We start from the raw sequence: 16301 nt of genomic DNA on the forward strand, positions 1-16301 counted from the left end.
GCGCGGCGCGGCGGGGCGAACGTTGCGGATCCGGCGGCCGGACGTCGTGGATGTCGCACTGTCGGGCGGAACATCCGATCTGCGCGGCCGGGCCGGACGTATGTCTCCGTGATCATGATGCTCGCGGTGCCGCACACCGGGTTTGTCATGATCCCGGAGACTTGTGGTACACGGGGGTACATCAGCGCTCCGTGATCATGAAAAACTGTTGGTGTCGGTGCCGGTTGCGCATGATCGCGGAGACTTCCGGTCGGTGCGCTGTGTTTCGCGGCGGCCAGTGCCCGGCGGGTGGGACGTGATCGCCGATCGTGCCGGGCACCGGCCCGTCGGCAGGGCGCAGCCGCCACCTAGCCGACCGCCGCGTGGGGTGAGGGCCGGCTGGGCGGCCCTCACGACGGGGTGTGGTCAGGCCAGGATGGGCCAGGCGAGTTGGGGCTTGGTGGCCTGCAGGGCTGGGGTCTGGGGGTAGTCCTGGCTCGGGAGGCGGCCGCGGATGGCGCGCATCCAGTCGCGGTAGGTGGCCGTCTCCGGCAGGGTCGCCAGGGCCGACAACGCCACGTAGGTGAAGGCGCCGTTGGGGCGGCCGTCGAAGGTGGCGTCGTAGGAGTATTCGGTGTCGCGGCAGCCCGAGAGGAGCAAGGCCGTGGGGCGCGGGTCGGGCTTGCGGGGGTTGGTGGTGAGCAGGGCGGCGCGCAGGCGCTGCTGCGGGGTCAGGAACGACGACGGCGGCAGGAAGCGGGTGCGGCCGGGGTGGTCGCCGATCGGGTGGTTGAGTCTGGTCAGGGTGCCGGAGTGGCACGAGTCGGAGATGAGGACCGTCCGCACGCCGGGGGCGGCCAGGGCGAACAGCTCGTGCAGTTCGTCGTCGAGGAGCGGGCCGTTCTCCATGGTGTCGTGCGGGCACAGGGCCTCGTCGCGGTGGTCGGGCTCGTCGCCGTTCGCGTCGGGGACCCAGGTGCCGTGGCCGGAGTAGGTGATCACGACCGCGTCGCCGGCTGTCGAACGGGTCAGCATTTCGCGGATGCCGGTGCGGATGGCGGCGCCCGAGGCGGCGCTGTCGATGAGGCGGCGGGTGTCGAAGCCGCGGGCCATGAGCGCGCCGGCCCAGTCGTCGGCGTCGTTGCGGCAGCCGGAGAGGTCGTTCTCGGTGCCCGGGTAGTCGTTGATGCCGATACACAGTGCGAGTTTCATCGTTCCCCCCGTGGGATCGAATCGAGACCTTACGCACAGAAGGCGTTACCGAGGGCATTCGAGGTTTGGCGACGGTACCCCCGGAATCACCATGTCGTGGAAACCGTCAAATGCCGCATCAGGGACCCGGTGGGCGGCGCCGGGGCGGTGGGACCGGTCGCTCCCGGTGCGGCATCGGGTCGGCCAGGGCGATCACCCGGCGCAGTTCGGCCAGCAGCGCGTCGTCGGCGTCGTCGTCGGCGCTCCGGGACTCGCCGGGGTCGGGCGGGACGGCGTGCCGTTGCTGCATGGGGGGTACTCCGACCGTGGAAGCCGATTTTCAGGGGAGTAGAGGGCCGGTCGGGCGGTGCTGATACACAGGATCCGAGATTGCCCGGATCCGATCGTTCGGGCCCGGACAAACCGCGTGATCCGTCGTCAGGGGGCGATGGCGCGGCGGACGCAGTCGCGCAGCAGGGCCCGGCGGCGCTCGTGGTCGGCCTCGGGCTCGTCGGGGGTGGCGGTGTAGATGCCGCTGACCGGCGACCAGGCGCACGACATGGCGATGATCATGGCCATCAGGTCGACCGGGTCGCCGGCGCGCACCGTGCCGGCCGCCTGGGCCGCGGCGATGGCGGCGACCTTCGCGTGGTTCTCGGGGTGGTCGAAGAGCAGGCCGGCCGGGCGGCGCTCCAGCCGGACCCACGTGGTGAGCCGGACCAGCTCGGGATGGATCAGGTACTGGTCGTACAACCGCACTGCCCACTCGGCCAGGTCGTTGCCGTCGAAGGGCGCGGCGGTGGTGATGCGGTCCACGCAGTCGGCGACGACCGCGTCGAACAGGCCCTCCTTGCTGCCGAAGTAGCCATACAGCTGGGCCTTGTTCGTCCGCGCCGCCTCGATGATGCGCTCGACGCGGGCGCCGGCGATGCCGCGCCGGGCGAACTCCTCGGCGGCGGCGTCGAGGATGCGCCGGCTGGTCGCGGTGCCGCGGGCGGTCGACGGCGGTTCGGGCATGCGACCAGCATAACAAACAGACCAGTCGGTTTGTCTTCCGCCCCGGAACGGTCCTATGCTGAGCAGACCGAATAGTCTGTCTAGAACGTCCTGGAGGATCCATGCGCACGACAACCGGGTGGCAGAGCAGCGGAGGTTCCACCGCGCTGGAGCGGGTCGCGCTCGAGCGCCGCGAGCTGCGCGCCGACGACATCGCGGTACGCGTCGACTTCTGCGGCGTCTGCCACAGCGACCTGCACGCGATTCACCGCACGGCCGGCCGGTCGCTGGTTCCCGGGCACGAGCTCACCGGCACGGTGACCGCCGCCGGGCCCGAGGTGACCCGCTTCGCCGCCGGGGACCGGGTCGCGGTCGGCACCATCGTCGACTCCTGCGGGGTCTGCCCGATGTGCCGCGCCGGCCAGGAGAACTACTGCTACGAGTACCCCACCCTGACGTACGGCGGCGTCGACCGCGTCGACGGCCTGCCGACGCTGGGCGGGTACAGCCGCGAGTACGTGCTGCGGGAGGGCTTCGCCTACCCGCTGCCCGAGGGGCTCGACCCGGCCGCCGCCGCGCCGCTGCTGTGCGCCGGGATCACCGTCTGGGAGCCCATGCGCGCGGCCGGGATCGGGCCGGGCGCCCGGGTCGCCGTGGCCGGGCTGGGCGGGCTCGGGCACCTCGCGGTGAAGTTCGCCGCCGCGCTCGGCGCCGAGGTCACCGTGCTCAGCCGCACGCCGGACAAGGCCGCCGACGCCCGCGCGCTCGGCGCCGCCGACCTGCTGCTCACCACCGACGACCAGCAGATGGAGCAGGCCCGGGACCGGTTCGACCTCGTGCTGGACACCATCTCCGCCCCGCACGACCTCAAGCCACTGGTGCGCGTGGTCGCCCTGGACGGCACGCTCAGCCTGCTCGGGTACCTTGCCGAGCTTTCGCTGACCGCCATGGACCTGCTGCCCGGCCGCAAGAAGATCACCTCGGCCGGCACCGGCGGCCGCACGGGCACGGCCGAGATGCTCGCCTTCGCCGCCGAGCGCGGCATTGTCGCCGACGTCGAGGTGCTGCCCTCGGCCAAGGTGGAGGAGGCGCTGACCCGCCTGGAGCGCGGCGACGTCCGGTACCGCTTCGTGCTGGACCTGTCCGACCTGGCCTAGCGCCACCGCGTCGCCCTCGCGGCGCGGAATCTACAAATACGGATATTTCCGAAATGTCGGTTTTGCGGGCAGGGACGGAGGTGCGGCGAAGGCCGCGGGCGCGCGAGCCGCGCAAGCGCGGGGCGCAAGCGCGGGGCGCAAGCGCGGGGCGCAAGCGCGGGGCGCAAGCGCGGGGCGCAAGCGCGGGGCGCAAGCGCGGGCGTAAGCGCGGGGTGCAAGCGCGGGAAGGAGCGGCGGGGCTGGCGGCGTCGGGCGGGGCTAGCGGCGTCGGGCCGTCGGGCGGGGTTAGCGGCGGCGGAGGCGGGCGAGGAGGCCGCGACGGCGGGGGACCGGGGCGGACTCGCCGTCGTAGCGGTAGGCGGCCTCGCGGGCGGCGAGTTCCTCCCGGGCCAGCGCCGGCAGCGCGGAGCCGGCGGCCCGGGCGAAGTCCCAGCCGTCGCGCAGCGAGCCGTTCGGCGGGCGGTCCGCGGCCCAGGCGGCGAAGGCCGGCGTCCAGTCCGCGCCGTAGGAGGCGGCCAGGAACGGCCACGCGCGGGCCACCTCGCCCGCGCGTTTGCGGCGCAGGGCGGCCTTTGTCGCGTGTACCGCCGCCGGATCAAAACCCTCCGGCAGCTCGCCGCCCGCGACCAGGGCCGCGACGAGGGCCTGCTGCCGGGCACCGAGGTCGCTCACGTGATCGCCGGCCAGCCCGCCGCGGCGGCGATCGCGTCGAGCTCGGTGGTCAGGGCGGCGGCCGGCGGGTAGTCGCCGTCGCGCTCCAGCATCAGGGCCGGCGGCGTGGTGCGCGCGCACAGCTCCTTGACCAGGGCCAGCACCTCCGGCGGGGTCGGGTCGGTGTGGGTGTCGTGGTAGTAGCCGCCCCGGTGCGTGCCGCCGGCGACGTGGACGTACGCGATGCGCTCCAGCGGCAGCTCGTCCAGCAACGCGGTGGGCGGTTCGCCGCGATTGCGGGCGTTGGCGTACACGTTGGCGATGTCGAGCAGCAGCCCGCACCCGGTGCGATCGAGGATCTCGACGAGGAACTCGGCCTCGGTCAGCTCGGCGCCGGGCCAGTCGAAGAGGGCCGCGATCGGTTCCAGCGCCAGGGGTACCCCGCCCAGCGCCGCCTGTGCACGCCGGACGTTGGCCACGATCGCGTCGATGGCCTCGCGGGTGCGCGGGACCGGCAACAGGTGCCCGGCCTCCAGCCCGCCCGCCCGCACGAACGCGATGTGCTCGCTCACCAGCGGCGCGCCGAGCCGTTCCGCGCACCGGGCCAGGTGCGCGGCCCGGGCGTCCTCGATCGGCTCGGCGCCGCCGAGGGAGAGCTTGACCCCGTGCGGTATCACGCAGACCCCGCGCCCGACGAGCTCGGCGAGCCCGTCGGGCAGGGGCGCGTGCGTGTGCAGCGACTCGGCGACGACCTCGGTGAACCGCAGGCCGGGCAGGCCGGCCACGTAGCCGGCGATCTCGGGGCGCCAGCCGATGCCGACGCCGTACCCCGGACTCGTCATCCCCCGCATCCTCCGCCGCCGCCGCAGCTGGAACCGCCGCCGCAGCTCGAGCCGCTGGAGCAACTGCTCGACGACGAGCAGCTGCTGGCGGATGAGGAGCCGGAGCCGGAGTCGTAGTAGCCGCTGCCGGACTGCGCGATGTGCCGCTGCAGCTCGGCCTCCTCGGCGAAGGCCGGGTCGGCCAGCCAGAACGCGCCGACGCCGAACAGCCCGACGCTCAGCGCCGCGGCCTGCGGGCCGTAGGTGGCCCAGGACGGCGACTGCCGCGGCGAGAGGTGGCGCACGTCGCGGCGCATCTTGGTGAGCAGCCGCTTGCCGTTGCGGGTCACCCGCGGCACGGCCAGCAGCGCGAACGCGGCGATGAGGACCGGGATGAGCAGCAGCACCAGGTTGCCGACCGGCTTTTCGTTGCTGATCCCGGCGACCAGCCTGGCGATGCCCAGCGCCAGGACGGCGAAGACGACCAGGGCGCCCATCCGCACGCCGCGGCGGGTCTGCTCGTCGAGGATCCAGCCGGCGGAGGCGAGGTCGGCCTCGGTACGGTCGAGCACCTCCCGGACGCTGTGGTGGGTCAGTACCCCGGTGGTGGTGATCCCGCTGCGGGTGACCGCGTGCACGGCCCGGTCCAGCTCGGAGGCGCCGGTGGGCGCGGGCGCGGCCTGCTTGAGGTAGCCGCGCTTGTCGCTCTCGACGGCGCCGGCGGCGCGCAGGGCGGCGAGCGAGGAGTAGACGGCGAGGCGACGATCTCCGTTGATCAGCGCGGCCTGGGTGGCAGTGAGGTCGCGAGCGGTGCGCAGCGACGGGCCGGCGGTGTATCCGCGCCGCCAGACGAGCACACCGATGATCGCTATGGCGGCGAGGCCGAAGTACAGCCACAGGAACTGCGGGCCCGGGATCCCCCAGGTGTCGCCCGGCCCCGCCACGATCGATGTCGGCATGCGCCCAGTGTGGGTGTGGGTGTCGAGTGCTTCATGTCACCCGCCGGACACTTGAGGAAACCTTGTGCCGGCCTACTTGCGGCGCACGGCCCCTTCGACCAGGTTGAGCACGGCCTCCAGGTCCTGCACCGGGCGCCCGGTGGCCAGGTGCAGCACCAGGCCGTCGTAGGCCAGCTCCAGGAACTGGGCGAGGATTCCGATCGGGACGTCGTCGCGCAGTACCCCCGCCTCACGCTGACGCTGCAGGCGCTCCCGGGTGGCCGCGGCCACCGCCTCGGAGCGGGCCGCCCAGCGCTTGGCGAACTCGGGGTCGGTGCGCAGCCGCCGGGAGACCTCCAGCTGGCTGCCGAGCCAGCCGGAGACGTCGGGCTCGCCGGTGTCGGTGGCCGTGGCGGAGGCCGACGCGAGCAGGTCGCGCATGACCTGCACGAGGCCGTGCTCGGCGACGGTCGCTACCATGGTGGCGGCGTCGTCCTCGGCGACGGCCAGGAAGAGCGAGTCCTTGTCGCGGAAGTGGTGGAAGATCGCGCCACGGGACAGGCCGATCTCCTCCTCGAGCCGCCGCACGGTCGCGCCCTCGTAGCCGTGCCGGGCGAAACAGGTCCGCGCGCCGGTGAGGATCTCCTTGCGGCGCGCGTCCAGCTGGTCCTGGCTCACCCTGGGCACAGGGTCGATTATGCAAGCCGTACATACGGTTTGCATACGGGGGCGTTTCGGTCATGTTTCCCTCCGGCGATAGATCCCCGTTTGTGGGGGTTTGCCGAGGCCGGGACAGCGATCAGCGAAAATGAGGATCTGTTACATATCAATCCGGTCACGTAACCTGCCCGCGTGCCCCTGTTGTTGCTCAGCCTGGACGACACCCTGCTCGATAGGGCCGGGGCGTTCCGAGGGTGGGCGAGCGAGTTTCTCGGGCGGCTCGGCGCGCCGGAGTACGACCTGGACTGGCTGCTGTCCGTCGACGCGGACGGCATGGGCTCGGCGTGGGACGTGGCGGAGGCCCTGCGGGAGCGCTACGGCCTGCGGTATTCCGCCCTCGACCTGGTCGAGGAGATCCGCGGCGCCATCATGGAGCGGATCCGGCTGGACCCGCTCAACGCGTGTGCCCTGGCGATCGCCGAGGACTCCGGCTGGGTGCCGGTGGTCGTGACCAACGGCGAGTCACGGCTGCAGGAGGAGAAACTCAGAAAGACCGGGCTCGATCGGTACCTCGCCGACTGGGTCATTTCCGAAGAGGCCGGGGTGCGCAAGCCCAACCCGCGCATCTTCGCCATCGCCGCCGAGCGCGCCCGGATGGGTCTGCGCGGCGCGTGGCTGATCGGCGACAGCCCGGAGGCGGACATCGGCGGCGCCGACGCGGCCGGGGTACGCAGCGTCTGGCTGCACCGGGGCCGCCGCTGGAGCGAGCGGCGCTACGCGCCCACGCGCACCGCCGACGGCGTGATCGCCGCGATCGCCGAGGTCATGGCCTCGCGCTGGTAATTCGGTTGCGTCATCCCGCGGTGGTACGTCATGTTCACTCCGCACGGGTTGCTCCGAGTCGGAAGGGGGTTGGTTCGCATGGTTGCCGTCACGGCGCGCTTCCGCATGCCCAAGCCCTTTCCTTCCTTGACTCAGGAGAACTCGCGTTGCGCGACCATAAGCCCACGTCCCGTCGCCGCCGCTTCGACGACGACGATCTGACCTTTCTGAAGCGCCTCTCCCACGACTTCGACACAGCCTGGGACGCCTCCGACTCTCCCTCCCCTTCCTCGGCTTCGGGCTCGGCCTCCGACGACGGGGAGTGGACCAGCTGGGACTCGCCCGGCGTCCTGCACGGTCCCGACCCCGTGCCCGGCTGGGTGATCACCGAGCTCGCCGCCCGCGACGTCGACCGCGGCGTGCTCAAGACCGGCAAGGAGGCCGACGTCCACCTGGTGGAGCGCGCCGTGCCGGGCACCGAACGGCGGGCGCTGCTGGCCGCCAAGCGGTACCGGGCGGCCGAGCACCGGATGTTCCACCGCGACGCCGGGTACCTTGAGGGCCGCCGGGTCCGCGCCACCCGGGTCACCCGCGCGATGGCCAACCGCACCGCCTTCGGCCGGGAGGCGATCGCCGGGCAGTGGGCGGCGGCCGAGTTCGCGGCGCTGGCTCAGCTGTGGGGCTTGGGGGTCAGCGTGCCGTACCCGGTGCAGCTGCTCGGCACGGAGCTGATGCTCGAATTCATCGGCGCCGCCGACGGCACCGGGGCTCCGCGGCTCGCCCAGACCCGCCCTTCCCAGGCGGAGCTGGAGCACCTGTGGTGGCAGCTCGTCGACGCGCTGCGCATCCTGGCCCGGGCCGGCCTGGCACACGGCGACCTGTCGCCGTACAACTTGCTGGTCGACGCCGAACGGCTGGTCCTCATCGACCTGCCCCAGATCGTCGACGTGGTGATCAACCCGAACGGCGCGGACTTCCTGGCCCGCGACGTCGCCAACGTGGCGCGGTGGTTCACCGGCAAGGGCCTGCCCATCGACCCGGAACCGCTGACCGTCGAGCTCCTGCACGACGCCGGCCTCCGCTGACCCGCCCGGGCCCAGCCACGCACCCCGCGCGATCGGCCCGGGATGGGCCGTGCGCGGGGCGCTGGCTCGGCTCAGCTCAGCTCAGCTCGGCCTGGCCCGGCTCGGCCTGGCCTGGCCTGGCCTGGCCCGGCCTGGCCTGGCTCGGCTCGGCCCAGCTCGGCCCGGGTCAGCTCGGGCCGAGCTGACCCGAGGCAATCTTCAGGGCGGCGGGGCTGGCGCGGACATTTCGGATATTTCGCCTGACGGGAGAAATATCACGATCCGGGTGGCTCGGGGTGGACGCAATGTCTCCGTGATCATGCTCCCCGCTGTAGCCGCATCGCGGGTTTTTCATGATCCCGGAGACTTGCGGTACACGGGTGTACATGTTTGCTCCGTGATCATGAAAAACCGTTGGTGTCGATGGCGGGTTCGGCATGATCGCGGAGACTTTTCGCTTTTCGCGCTCGCTGGGGGCGTTGCGGCGGCGGCCCAACCGTGCGGCGGCGCTTGGGCAGCGCGGTGGTCGCGCGAAGAGACGCTGCGGCCCGCCCGGGTTTGTGGCCGAGCGGGCCGCAGCTACGCGGGTGGCGGGGAGGGTTTACCGCCATCCGCCGAATCGGACAGAAGTCATTTTATGATGATATGTCGGATAAATCTGGACGCGAAGCGGCCGGATTTATCCGGAAAAGCCGACCGCCCGGCGTCCGTCCGACGGTCGCTCATAAAGAGCTTGCGGCACGTCGTCGCGGACGCGTCCGGGCGGGTCGGCCGGGGGTGATGCCCGCCACCCGCCACCCGCCACCCGACGCCTCAGCCGATGTGGGCGGTGGTGCCGGCGGCGGGGGCGTCGCGCTTCGTGGCCTTGATGAACACGATCACGACCACCGCGGCCACCACCAGCAGGGCCGAGCCCCACCAGAACGCGGTCACGTAGCCGTGCACCATCGACTGGGCCTGCAGCAGCTGCATCGACTGCGGGTCGGGGGTCTTGGGCAGGTGGTCGCGGCCGTAAGCGGTCGCCGCCGTGATGGCCACCGTGTTGAGCAGCGCGGTGCCGAGCGAGCCGCCGACCTGCTGGCTCGCGTTCACCACAGCGCTCGCGGCGCCGGCGTCGTGCTCGTCGACGCCGACCAGGGCGACGTTGCCCAGGGGCACGAAGGTGCAGCCCAGCCCGAAGCCGAGGATGAGCATCGCGGGCAGGACGTGGGTGGTGTACGAGGTGTCGACGCCGATGCGGGTCATCAGGATCATGCCGAGCGCCGCGATCACGCCGCCGAAGGCCATGATCGGCTTGGGGCCGAGGCGGGGGAGCAGGCCGCTGGCGAGGCCGGCGGCGGCCACCACGCCGACGGAGACGGGCAGGGAGTGCACGCCGGACTTGAGCGGGCTGTAGTGCAGCACCAACTGGAAGTACAGGCTGACGAAGAACACCGCGCCGATGAAGCCCGCGCCGATCAAGGTGGAGGCCAGGTAGGCGCCGCCGCGGGTGCGCTGGGCGAGGATGCGCAACGGTAGCAGCGGGTTGCGGATGCGCGCCTCCACGATCACGAACAGCGCGAGCAGGACCACCGCCACGCCGACGAACCCGAGCGTGACGGGGGAATCCCAGCCGTACTTGAGCCGCATCTGCGCATCGGTCTCGCCGGCCTTGGTGAAGCCGTAGACGAGCAGGCCCAGACCGAGGGTGGCCAGCACCGCGCCCGGGATGTCGTAGCGGGTGTTGCCGTGCGCCCGGCTCTCCGGCACCAGCGGCACGGCGAGCGCGATCGCCACCAGCGCGACCGGGATGTTGACCAGCAGGCACCAGCGCCAGTTCGCGTACTCGGTCAGCACCCCGCCGAGGACCAGGCCCAGCGCGGCGCCGCCGCCGGCGATCGCGCCGTAGACGCCGAATGCCCGGGCCCGCTCCCGCGCGTCGACGAACAGCACGCTGAGCAGCGCGAGGGAGGCCGGGGCGAGCAGCGCGCCGAACACGCCCTGCAGCGCGCGGGCGGCGAACAGCGAGGCCTCGTTCCAGGCGCCGCCGCCCAGCGCCGAGGCGAGCGCGAAGCCCAGGATGCCGACCACGAACGTGCGCTTGCGGCCCCAGTAGTCGGCGATGCGCCCGCCGAGCAGCAGCAGGCCGCCGAAGGTGAGCGTGTATGCCGTGACCACCCACTGCTGGTTGGAGTCGCTGATGCCGAGGTCCGCCTTGGCGTGCGGGAGCGCGACGTTCACGACGGTCGCGTCGAGCACGACCATGAGCTGGGCGACGGCGATGATCGCCAGGGCGAACCAGCGCCGCGGGTAGGCGTGCAGCGGCGCGGGGGCGGCGCCGGACGCGGTGGCCTCGGCGCGGGCCGCGCCCGGCTCGTGCTTGCCCGGGCCCGTGGAGACGTGACTCATTGCGGCTTCCCCCTCCGCGAGTTTGTGGCTGCGTGACCTTTGCAGGTCTAGCGCGGCAGCGGCTCGCGGATTCGGCTCATGCGCGATATTGAGACCACGGTCACGGAACAATCAGCAGTTTTCCGGTCGTGTGGCGACCCTCCAGCGCCGCGTATGCGTCCGCCACCGCATCCAGCGGATAACGCCCGGTAGCGGTCGCGTCGACAACACCCTCGGCGACCCATCCGAAGAGCGTTTCGGCGCGGTCGAGCAATTCCGCCCGGGTGGCGACGAAATGGGTCAGCGTGGGGCGGGTGAGGAAATACGAGCCGGCCATCAGCCGCCGCGGGTCGAACGGCGGCACCTTGCCGCTGGCGGCGCCGAAGAGCACGAGGGTGCCGCGCGGGCGCAGCGCCTGCAGGCTGGTGTCGAACGTGTCCGCGCCGACCCCGTCGTAGACAGCGTCGACGCCGGCACCGCCGGTGAGGTCGCGCACGGCGTCCAGCGCCGCGGCGTACTCGACGGCGCGTACCGCACCCGCCGCCTCGGCCAGGTCCCGCTTCCGCGCCGTGGAGGCGGTCGCGATCACCCGGCCGCCGAGGTGGGTCACGATCCGGGTCAGCAACTGCCCCATGCCCCCGGCCGCGGCGTGGACCAGGACCGTCGATCCGGGCCGCACGGCGAACGAGTCGTGGGTCAGGTAGTGCGCGGTGAGTCCCTGCAGCAGCACGGCCGCCGCCTGTTCTGTCGTTATTGCCGCCGGTACGGGCACGAGCCGGTCGGCGGGCACGAGCGCCTGCTCGGCATGGCTGCCCGGCACGTTGGTCCAGGCGACCCGGTCGCCGGCGGCCAGCCCCGCCACGCCGTCGCCCACCGCCAGCACCGTGCCGGCGCCCTCGCTGCCCAGCGCCGCCGGCAGCGGCACCTGGTAGACGCCGGCGCGCTGGTAGACGTCCATGTAGTTCACCCCGCTGGCGCCCACCAGCACCAGCGCCTCACCCGGGCCGGGGACCGGGTCCGGGCGATCCTGCACGTGCAGTACCGAAGGATCGCCATATTCGTCGAACACCACGGCGCGCATCGGGTTGCCTCCTCGGTTTGTCAGGTTCTTGTCTACCCCAATCCGCCGATCAGAAATGTCGTACCCCTGCCGTAGCATCCGGGGGTCTTTGGAGGTGAGCGCGTGGGGCCGACCCCGACCCATCGTCTCGCGATCGACCTGGGCACCTGCCACACCGTCGCGGTCGTGCACCGCGGCGACGAGGCGCCCCGGGCGCTGTTGTTCGACGGCTCGCCCGTCATGCCGTCGGGCATCTATGCCGACGAGCATGGCCGGCTGACCGTCGGCCGCGACGCCGAGCGGCTGTCCCAGCTGGCGCCGGAGCGGTTCGAGCCGTTTCCGAAGCGCAGCATCGACGAGGGCGCCGTGCTGCTCGGGCAGGTCGAGGTCACCGTCGTGGAGATGCTGGCCTCGCTGCTGCGCCGGGCGGCGGAGGAGTCGCTGCAGGCCGGCGTCAACCCGGTCGGCTCGACGGTGCTCACCTGCCCGGCCGACTGGGGCGGCCAGCGCCGCGGCGTGCTGCTGGAGGCCGCGCGGGCGGCCAACCTCGGCCCGGTCGTGCTCGTCGACGAGCCGATCGCCGCCGCGACCTACTGCCTGCGCGTCCTCGGCCAGCAGGTCGCCCCGCTGCAGTCCCTGGCCGTGTTCGACTTCGGCGGCGGCACGCTGGACGTGTCCGTGGTGCGCCGCGAGTTCGACGGGCTGCGCGTGCTCGGCGTCGGCGGCCTCGACGACCTCGGCGGCGTCGACATCGACGCGGCGCTCGTCGGCCACCTCGGCCAGCTGATCAACCTGCGCTACCCGGAGCTGTGGCAGCGACTGTCCAACCCGGACAGCACCGCCGCGCACCGCGACCGCCGCGAGCTGTGGACGGAGGTCCGCGCCGCCAAGGAGATGCTGTCCCGCGCCGCCTCCGCGCCCGTGCACCTGCCCGGCACCGACGAGGCGCTGCACCTGACCCGCGAGGAGCTGGAGCGGGTCGCCGGCCCCCTGGTCGACCGGGCCGTCGACGAGACCCGCCGCGTGCTCGAGCGCGCCGGCGTCGACGTGCGCCAGCTCGCCGGCCTGTTCCTGGTCGGCGGCTCCAGCCGCATCCCGCTGGTGGCCAGCCGCCTGCACGCCCGCTTCGGCGTCGCCCCGGTCGTGCCCGAGCAGCCCGAGCTCCCGGTCGCCTACGGCGGCATGCTGGCCGTCGGCACCACACCCCAGCAGCAGTTCGACGCCCCGCCGGTGCCCCGCCCCCGCCCGGTCTCCGGCACGCCCGCCGTCCCGGGCCAGTCCCCGGCCTTCCAGCAGCCCGCGGGGATCCCGGTCTCCAACACCTGGCCGTCCTCGTCGATCCCCACCTCGCCCGGCGCCTACGGCTCCCCGGCCGCCTTCACCTCGCAGGCGTTCCCAGCCGCCCCCGCCTCCCCGGCCACCGCACCCGGCGCCCCGATCACCCCGCCGGGCGGCCAGCCGCCGTTCAACCCGCAGCGCCCGATGAGCCCCCCCGGCGCCCCGGCCGGCCCCGCCGGTCCGGGCGTCATCCCGCCCCCGGCACCCCCGGGGATCGGCCCGATGCCCCCCGGTGCGATGCCACCGGGGACGATGCCGCCGGGTGCGCCGCCGTCATACGGGCCGCCGGTGGTGGTTCGCCCGCGCCGCCGGGTCGGCCCGTGGATCGCGCTCGTCATCGTGCTGGCGATCATCGGCTCATGCGTGTGGGGCGGCAACAAGATCTTCACCTGGTTCGGCAACCAGGTCGACTCGGCCCGCAACAGCATCCCCGGCCTCGGCGGCACCGACGGGCCGGGGAAGGTCGACGGGCTCAAGGCCGGCACGCCGATCCAGCTCAGCTCCGACGGCGCCGCGTCCGCCGTGGCCGGCGCCGGCAGCATCTACACGGCACAGGTCAGCACCGGCTCGACGGTCGTCACGGCCTACGAGACCGCCGGCGGCCAGTCGTGGACCGCACAGGTGCAGATGGAGCCGGCCAAGCTGCAGATGTCGGTCGTCGGCAACCTGCTCATCATCGACGGCGAGGACGACGCCAAGCTCGGCGGCGACGGCAAGCAGGACTCGCGGACCGTGATCGACGTCGGCACCCACCAGGTCAAGTGGACGAAGGCGTGGGACTCCAGCCGGATCGACATGATGTACCTCGGCACCGACGCGATCGTCGAGGTCCGCGACTGGGACAAGCCGAAGGTGGAGCGGGTCAACCTGGCCGACGGCGCGGTCAAGTGGACCAGCAACGGCGACCCGGGCGCCACCTACTCCGCCGGCGAGCGCGGCGCGCGCCCGTCGGTGCACTGGCCGGGCGGCAACGCCCCGGCCGACGTGCGAGTGCCCTCCTACGGCCTGGACTTCAGCGGCCTCCGGCCGTTCCAGGAGTCGCTGTGGGCCGACACCGGCAAGGCGGTGCAGATGATCAGCGACACCAAGGCGCAGACCATCGACCTCAACACCGGCAAGGCCACCGCCAGCGGCACGGTCGCGAAGGACAGCAGCTCCGACTCGTGGCTGGTCTACAACGACCTGGCCATGTTCAAGCCGCAGAACGAGAGCAGCGTCGTGGCGTACCGGATCTCGGACTGGGGCAAGGCCTGGGAGTACAAGGCCAACTCCGGCACCACCGTCGATGACCTGCGCCCGTGTGGCGAGAAGCTGGTCTGTGTCGCGGGCAAGCAGAACAGCGCCAAGGACCTGTTCATCGGCATCGACACCACCAACGGCCAGGCCAAGTGGTCCAACACGGTGACCCGCGACCGCAAGGGCGTCATCACCGGCACCGAGCAGCCCAACTGGTATGTCATGGGCAACGGCAAGCTCGTCGGTGGCCATGGCGTGTTCGACTCCGTCGAGGACGCGGCCATCCTGGACCCGGCCACCGGCCACGACCAGACGATCCTCGGTGAGGGCTTGGCCGCGCAGAACGTCTACGCCGGCTACGGCAACAACGTCGTGATCGAGAGCGTCAAGCCCGGCACCGGCCAGTTCGCCGTCTACGTGGTCTCGCTGGACGGCAAGATCCTTGGCTCCGCCGACATCCGCACCGTGCTGCAGGACCTCTCGATCAGCGGCGACTCCCTGGTCGTGCTAGACACCGAGCAGTCCAAGGTCTACCGGTATTCGATCCCGGACTCCAAGTAGCGCAGACGGCGAGCGGCGGGCCGTGCCGACGGATGCGGTGCGGTCCCCGCGAGCGGCGCGGTGTGCTGGGCTGCGCTGTCGTGCCGGTGCGCGGCCGGGCCGCTGAGGCTGGGTGTGGTGCGGTCTGGCGTTTGCCCGCGCTCGCGGCAGCGAGGAGCTGATCACCCAGTCCTGGCGAACCGGTTCGAGATCTGCCCGCGACATCGACGGCGTCACCGCGCATCATCTCTATCGTCTGGCAGACCTCGACCGGCCGAGACGGCCAATCCGCGTGGGTGGCGCACATGGCACGACGACGACGCAAGACCCTCGGAGTCCGCCGTTCCTGTCACGACGCTACCCACACCGGGCAGCCAACTGACGTCGCCAAGAGCGGCGTAGTGGGAGCACGTTTCGCCATCACAACGACAGTTGACGATGATCTTTCAGTATGATGAGATACATTCATGGCCCTGAGTGGGAGCCTGAACATACGCCAGGCTCTGCTGTGCTGGACTCCAATGATAATCGTGGTGACACTATTGGTGTCTGCGTGCGGAGATTTAGATGTACAACACGCAGCTATGCCTCCCGAATCTCCGGTTCCGTGCCCGCAGCAGGATGTGTCCACACGGGTTAGTGAGCTGAAGTTTGCCAAACAAAGACACAGTATCGCACCCGACGGGGCGGCGCCCGCCAACGCTGGAGACTTTGCATATCCTTCCCTGCCTCAAGAGATCGCGGGTCCCGGAACCTATGTCTTCCGTTTCGGCCCTCTTGCGGCCGACTTCGATTATCCTCGATCACCTAAAGCCCTCGCATTCGACAAGCCATGCGACTTTCCCGGTCGGATGAAGCTGACCTCTCAGCCCACTGTCGTGCGGGGAGACGACGGGCTTCGCTATATTGACGCTGGCTTCAGCATCACTGGGGCATTTTCCAAGGCATCTCCGACTATCGTGGTCTACTGAGGACGGGCTGTTAACGGAACGGGAGGGCTCATGTTTCGAGGGTCGCGCTCGACGCGATGGATTTCCACAGTGGCCGCGTTGACACTCTTTGGTGCTCTGATTCCCGAAGCGGCTGAAGCGGCTGATCCAATGTGTGCTGCCAGCATCTACATCAACGGCTACGTTCCTGCCGGTGACACGGTTTCCGTCCACTTCCCCGGCAGTTATTACGTCACTTCGGTTTCCTTCAACGCTGATGGCGGCCATACAACAGGAATCCTAGCAACCGGCTTTCAGCAATCGAGTCCCCCCGGTGAATACGTTTATTTGTACAGGGCGGACCCCTATGGCGGGGACATCAGTGGTTGGGGCCAGATGATTTACAAGTGCTAAGCGTGTTGTTTACCCGCGGCGGCCGGTGGTGACCTCGGGGGCCTAGCGTGATCGCGCGCCATGTGGCAACGGGCTCACTGCGGGCCGCGTCGACCTGCAGCGGCTGCGGACGTCGCGGCAGGTTGTCACTGCCCGGTC

Annotated in this window: 14 protein-coding genes; 5 read left to right on the forward strand and 9 right to left on the reverse strand. The window is 71.4% G+C overall.

Translation table 11 applies throughout. The features are described from left to right. Nucleotides 1-405: 405 nt before the first annotated feature. From ACQPXD_RS09600 to ACQPXD_RS09610, 3 genes are all read right to left on the reverse strand, one after another. Nucleotides 406-1191: a caspase family protein gene (locus ACQPXD_RS09600; RefSeq protein ID WP_432836864.1), complete on the reverse strand. Its 786-nt coding sequence runs from the start codon at nucleotides 1189-1191 to the stop codon at nucleotides 406-408. Nucleotides 1192-1309: 118 nt separating this feature from the next. After that, complete coding sequence (locus ACQPXD_RS09605; RefSeq protein ID WP_432836866.1) at nucleotides 1310-1480, reverse strand: hypothetical protein; 171 nt, start codon at nucleotides 1478-1480, stop codon at nucleotides 1310-1312. 128 nt (nucleotides 1481-1608) lie between these two features. Further along, nucleotides 1609-2187, reverse strand: a complete 579-nt coding sequence (locus ACQPXD_RS09610; RefSeq protein WP_432836868.1) for a TetR family transcriptional regulator — start codon at nucleotides 2185-2187, stop codon at nucleotides 1609-1611. A gap of 101 nt (nucleotides 2188-2288) precedes the next feature. Between ACQPXD_RS09610 and ACQPXD_RS09615 the strand changes: the two genes are divergently transcribed. Beyond that, on the forward strand, nucleotides 2289-3323 hold the full coding sequence (locus tag ACQPXD_RS09615; protein ID WP_432836870.1) for an NAD(P)-dependent alcohol dehydrogenase: 1035 nt from the start codon (nucleotides 2289-2291) through the stop codon (nucleotides 3321-3323). 285 nt (nucleotides 3324-3608) lie between these two features. Here ACQPXD_RS09615 and ACQPXD_RS09620 read toward each other — a convergent pair whose 3' ends face one another. The 4 genes from ACQPXD_RS09620 to ACQPXD_RS09635 all read right to left on the reverse strand — a co-directional run bounded on the left by ACQPXD_RS09620 (nucleotide 3609) and on the right by ACQPXD_RS09635 (nucleotide 6420). After that, complete coding sequence (locus tag ACQPXD_RS09620; RefSeq protein ID WP_432836871.1) at nucleotides 3609-3995, reverse strand: hypothetical protein; 387 nt, start codon at nucleotides 3993-3995, stop codon at nucleotides 3609-3611. Beyond that, entirely contained in the window at nucleotides 3992-4816 is an 825-nt protein-coding gene (locus tag ACQPXD_RS09625) for a DUF692 domain-containing protein (RefSeq protein WP_432836873.1), read from the reverse strand. Before ACQPXD_RS09625 ends, ACQPXD_RS09620 begins: the two co-directional genes overlap by 4 nt. Beyond that, nucleotides 4813-5754, reverse strand: coding sequence for a TIGR04222 domain-containing membrane protein (locus ACQPXD_RS09630; protein ID WP_432836875.1), 942 nt, complete (start codon nucleotides 5752-5754; stop codon nucleotides 4813-4815). The genes ACQPXD_RS09625 and ACQPXD_RS09630 overlap by 4 nt, the downstream gene beginning before the upstream one ends. A gap of 72 nt (nucleotides 5755-5826) precedes the next feature. Continuing rightward, nucleotides 5827-6420 (reverse strand): TetR/AcrR family transcriptional regulator, encoded by a 594-nt coding sequence (locus ACQPXD_RS09635; protein ID WP_432836877.1) that lies wholly within the window; start codon nucleotides 6418-6420, stop codon nucleotides 5827-5829. A 165-nt stretch (nucleotides 6421-6585) separates the two neighbouring features. On the opposite strand from ACQPXD_RS09635, the gene ACQPXD_RS09640 reads away from it, so the two are divergent. Together ACQPXD_RS09640 and ACQPXD_RS09645 are read left to right on the forward strand one after the other, a co-directional pair. Beyond that, the gene (locus ACQPXD_RS09640; RefSeq protein WP_432836879.1) at nucleotides 6586-7236 is read left to right on the forward strand and encodes an HAD family hydrolase; all 651 of its coding nucleotides are present in this window, start codon (nucleotides 6586-6588) and stop codon (nucleotides 7234-7236) included. Between the two features lie 146 nt (nucleotides 7237-7382). Next, complete coding sequence (locus ACQPXD_RS09645; RefSeq protein ID WP_432836881.1) at nucleotides 7383-8300, forward strand: RIO1 family regulatory kinase/ATPase domain-containing protein; 918 nt, start codon at nucleotides 7383-7385, stop codon at nucleotides 8298-8300. Nucleotides 8301-9092: 792 nt separating this feature from the next. On the opposite strand, the gene ACQPXD_RS09650 is transcribed toward ACQPXD_RS09645, so the two are convergent. Beyond that, the gene (locus ACQPXD_RS09650) at nucleotides 9093-10667 is read right to left on the reverse strand and encodes a DHA2 family efflux MFS transporter permease subunit (RefSeq protein ID WP_432836883.1); all 1575 of its coding nucleotides are present in this window, start codon (nucleotides 10665-10667) and stop codon (nucleotides 9093-9095) included. Nucleotides 10668-10767: 100 nt separating this feature from the next. Next, nucleotides 10768-11727, reverse strand: coding sequence for a quinone oxidoreductase family protein (locus tag ACQPXD_RS09655; protein WP_432836885.1), 960 nt, complete (start codon nucleotides 11725-11727; stop codon nucleotides 10768-10770). Between the two features lie 102 nt (nucleotides 11728-11829). Between ACQPXD_RS09655 and ACQPXD_RS09660 the strand changes: the two genes are divergently transcribed. Next, nucleotides 11830-14841, forward strand: coding sequence for an Hsp70 family protein (locus ACQPXD_RS09660; protein ID WP_432836887.1), 3012 nt, complete (start codon nucleotides 11830-11832; stop codon nucleotides 14839-14841). 1019 nt (nucleotides 14842-15860) lie between these two features. Next, nucleotides 15861-16163 carry a hypothetical protein gene (locus ACQPXD_RS09665; protein ID WP_432836889.1) on the forward strand — a complete coding sequence of 101 codons (303 nt, stop codon included), beginning with the start codon at nucleotides 15861-15863 and terminating at the stop codon, nucleotides 16161-16163. Nucleotides 16164-16301 lie beyond the last annotated feature (138 nt).

Origin of the sequence: Dactylosporangium sp. CA-092794 (assembly GCF_050948465.1) — a bacterium.
Lineage (GTDB): Bacteria > Actinomycetota > Actinomycetes > Mycobacteriales > Micromonosporaceae > Dactylosporangium.

What these genes read in the sequence shown, in the direction of transcription:
- ACQPXD_RS09605 (WP_432836866.1), bottom strand. Translation starts at nt 1,480, where the DNA reads ATGCAGCAACGGCACGCCGTCCCGCCCGACCCCGGCGAGTCCCGGAGC.
- ACQPXD_RS09600 (WP_432836864.1), bottom strand. Translation starts at nt 1,191, where the DNA reads ATGAAACTCGCACTGTGTATCGGCATCAACGACTACCCGGGCACCGAG.
- ACQPXD_RS09655 (WP_432836885.1), bottom strand. Translation starts at nt 11,727, where the DNA reads ATGCGCGCCGTGGTGTTCGACGAATATGGCGATCCTTCGGTACTGCAC.
- ACQPXD_RS09630 (WP_432836875.1), bottom strand. Translation starts at nt 5,754, where the DNA reads ATGCCGACATCGATCGTGGCGGGGCCGGGCGACACCTGGGGGATCCCG.
- ACQPXD_RS09610 (WP_432836868.1), bottom strand. Translation starts at nt 2,187, where the DNA reads ATGCCCGAACCGCCGTCGACCGCCCGCGGCACCGCGACCAGCCGGCGC.
- ACQPXD_RS09650 (WP_432836883.1), bottom strand. Translation starts at nt 10,667, where the DNA reads ATGAGTCACGTCTCCACGGGCCCGGGCAAGCACGAGCCGGGCGCGGCC.
- ACQPXD_RS09625 (WP_432836873.1), bottom strand. Translation starts at nt 4,816, where the DNA reads ATGACGAGTCCGGGGTACGGCGTCGGCATCGGCTGGCGCCCCGAGATC.
- ACQPXD_RS09615 (WP_432836870.1), top strand. Translation starts at nt 2,289, where the DNA reads ATGCGCACGACAACCGGGTGGCAGAGCAGCGGAGGTTCCACCGCGCTG.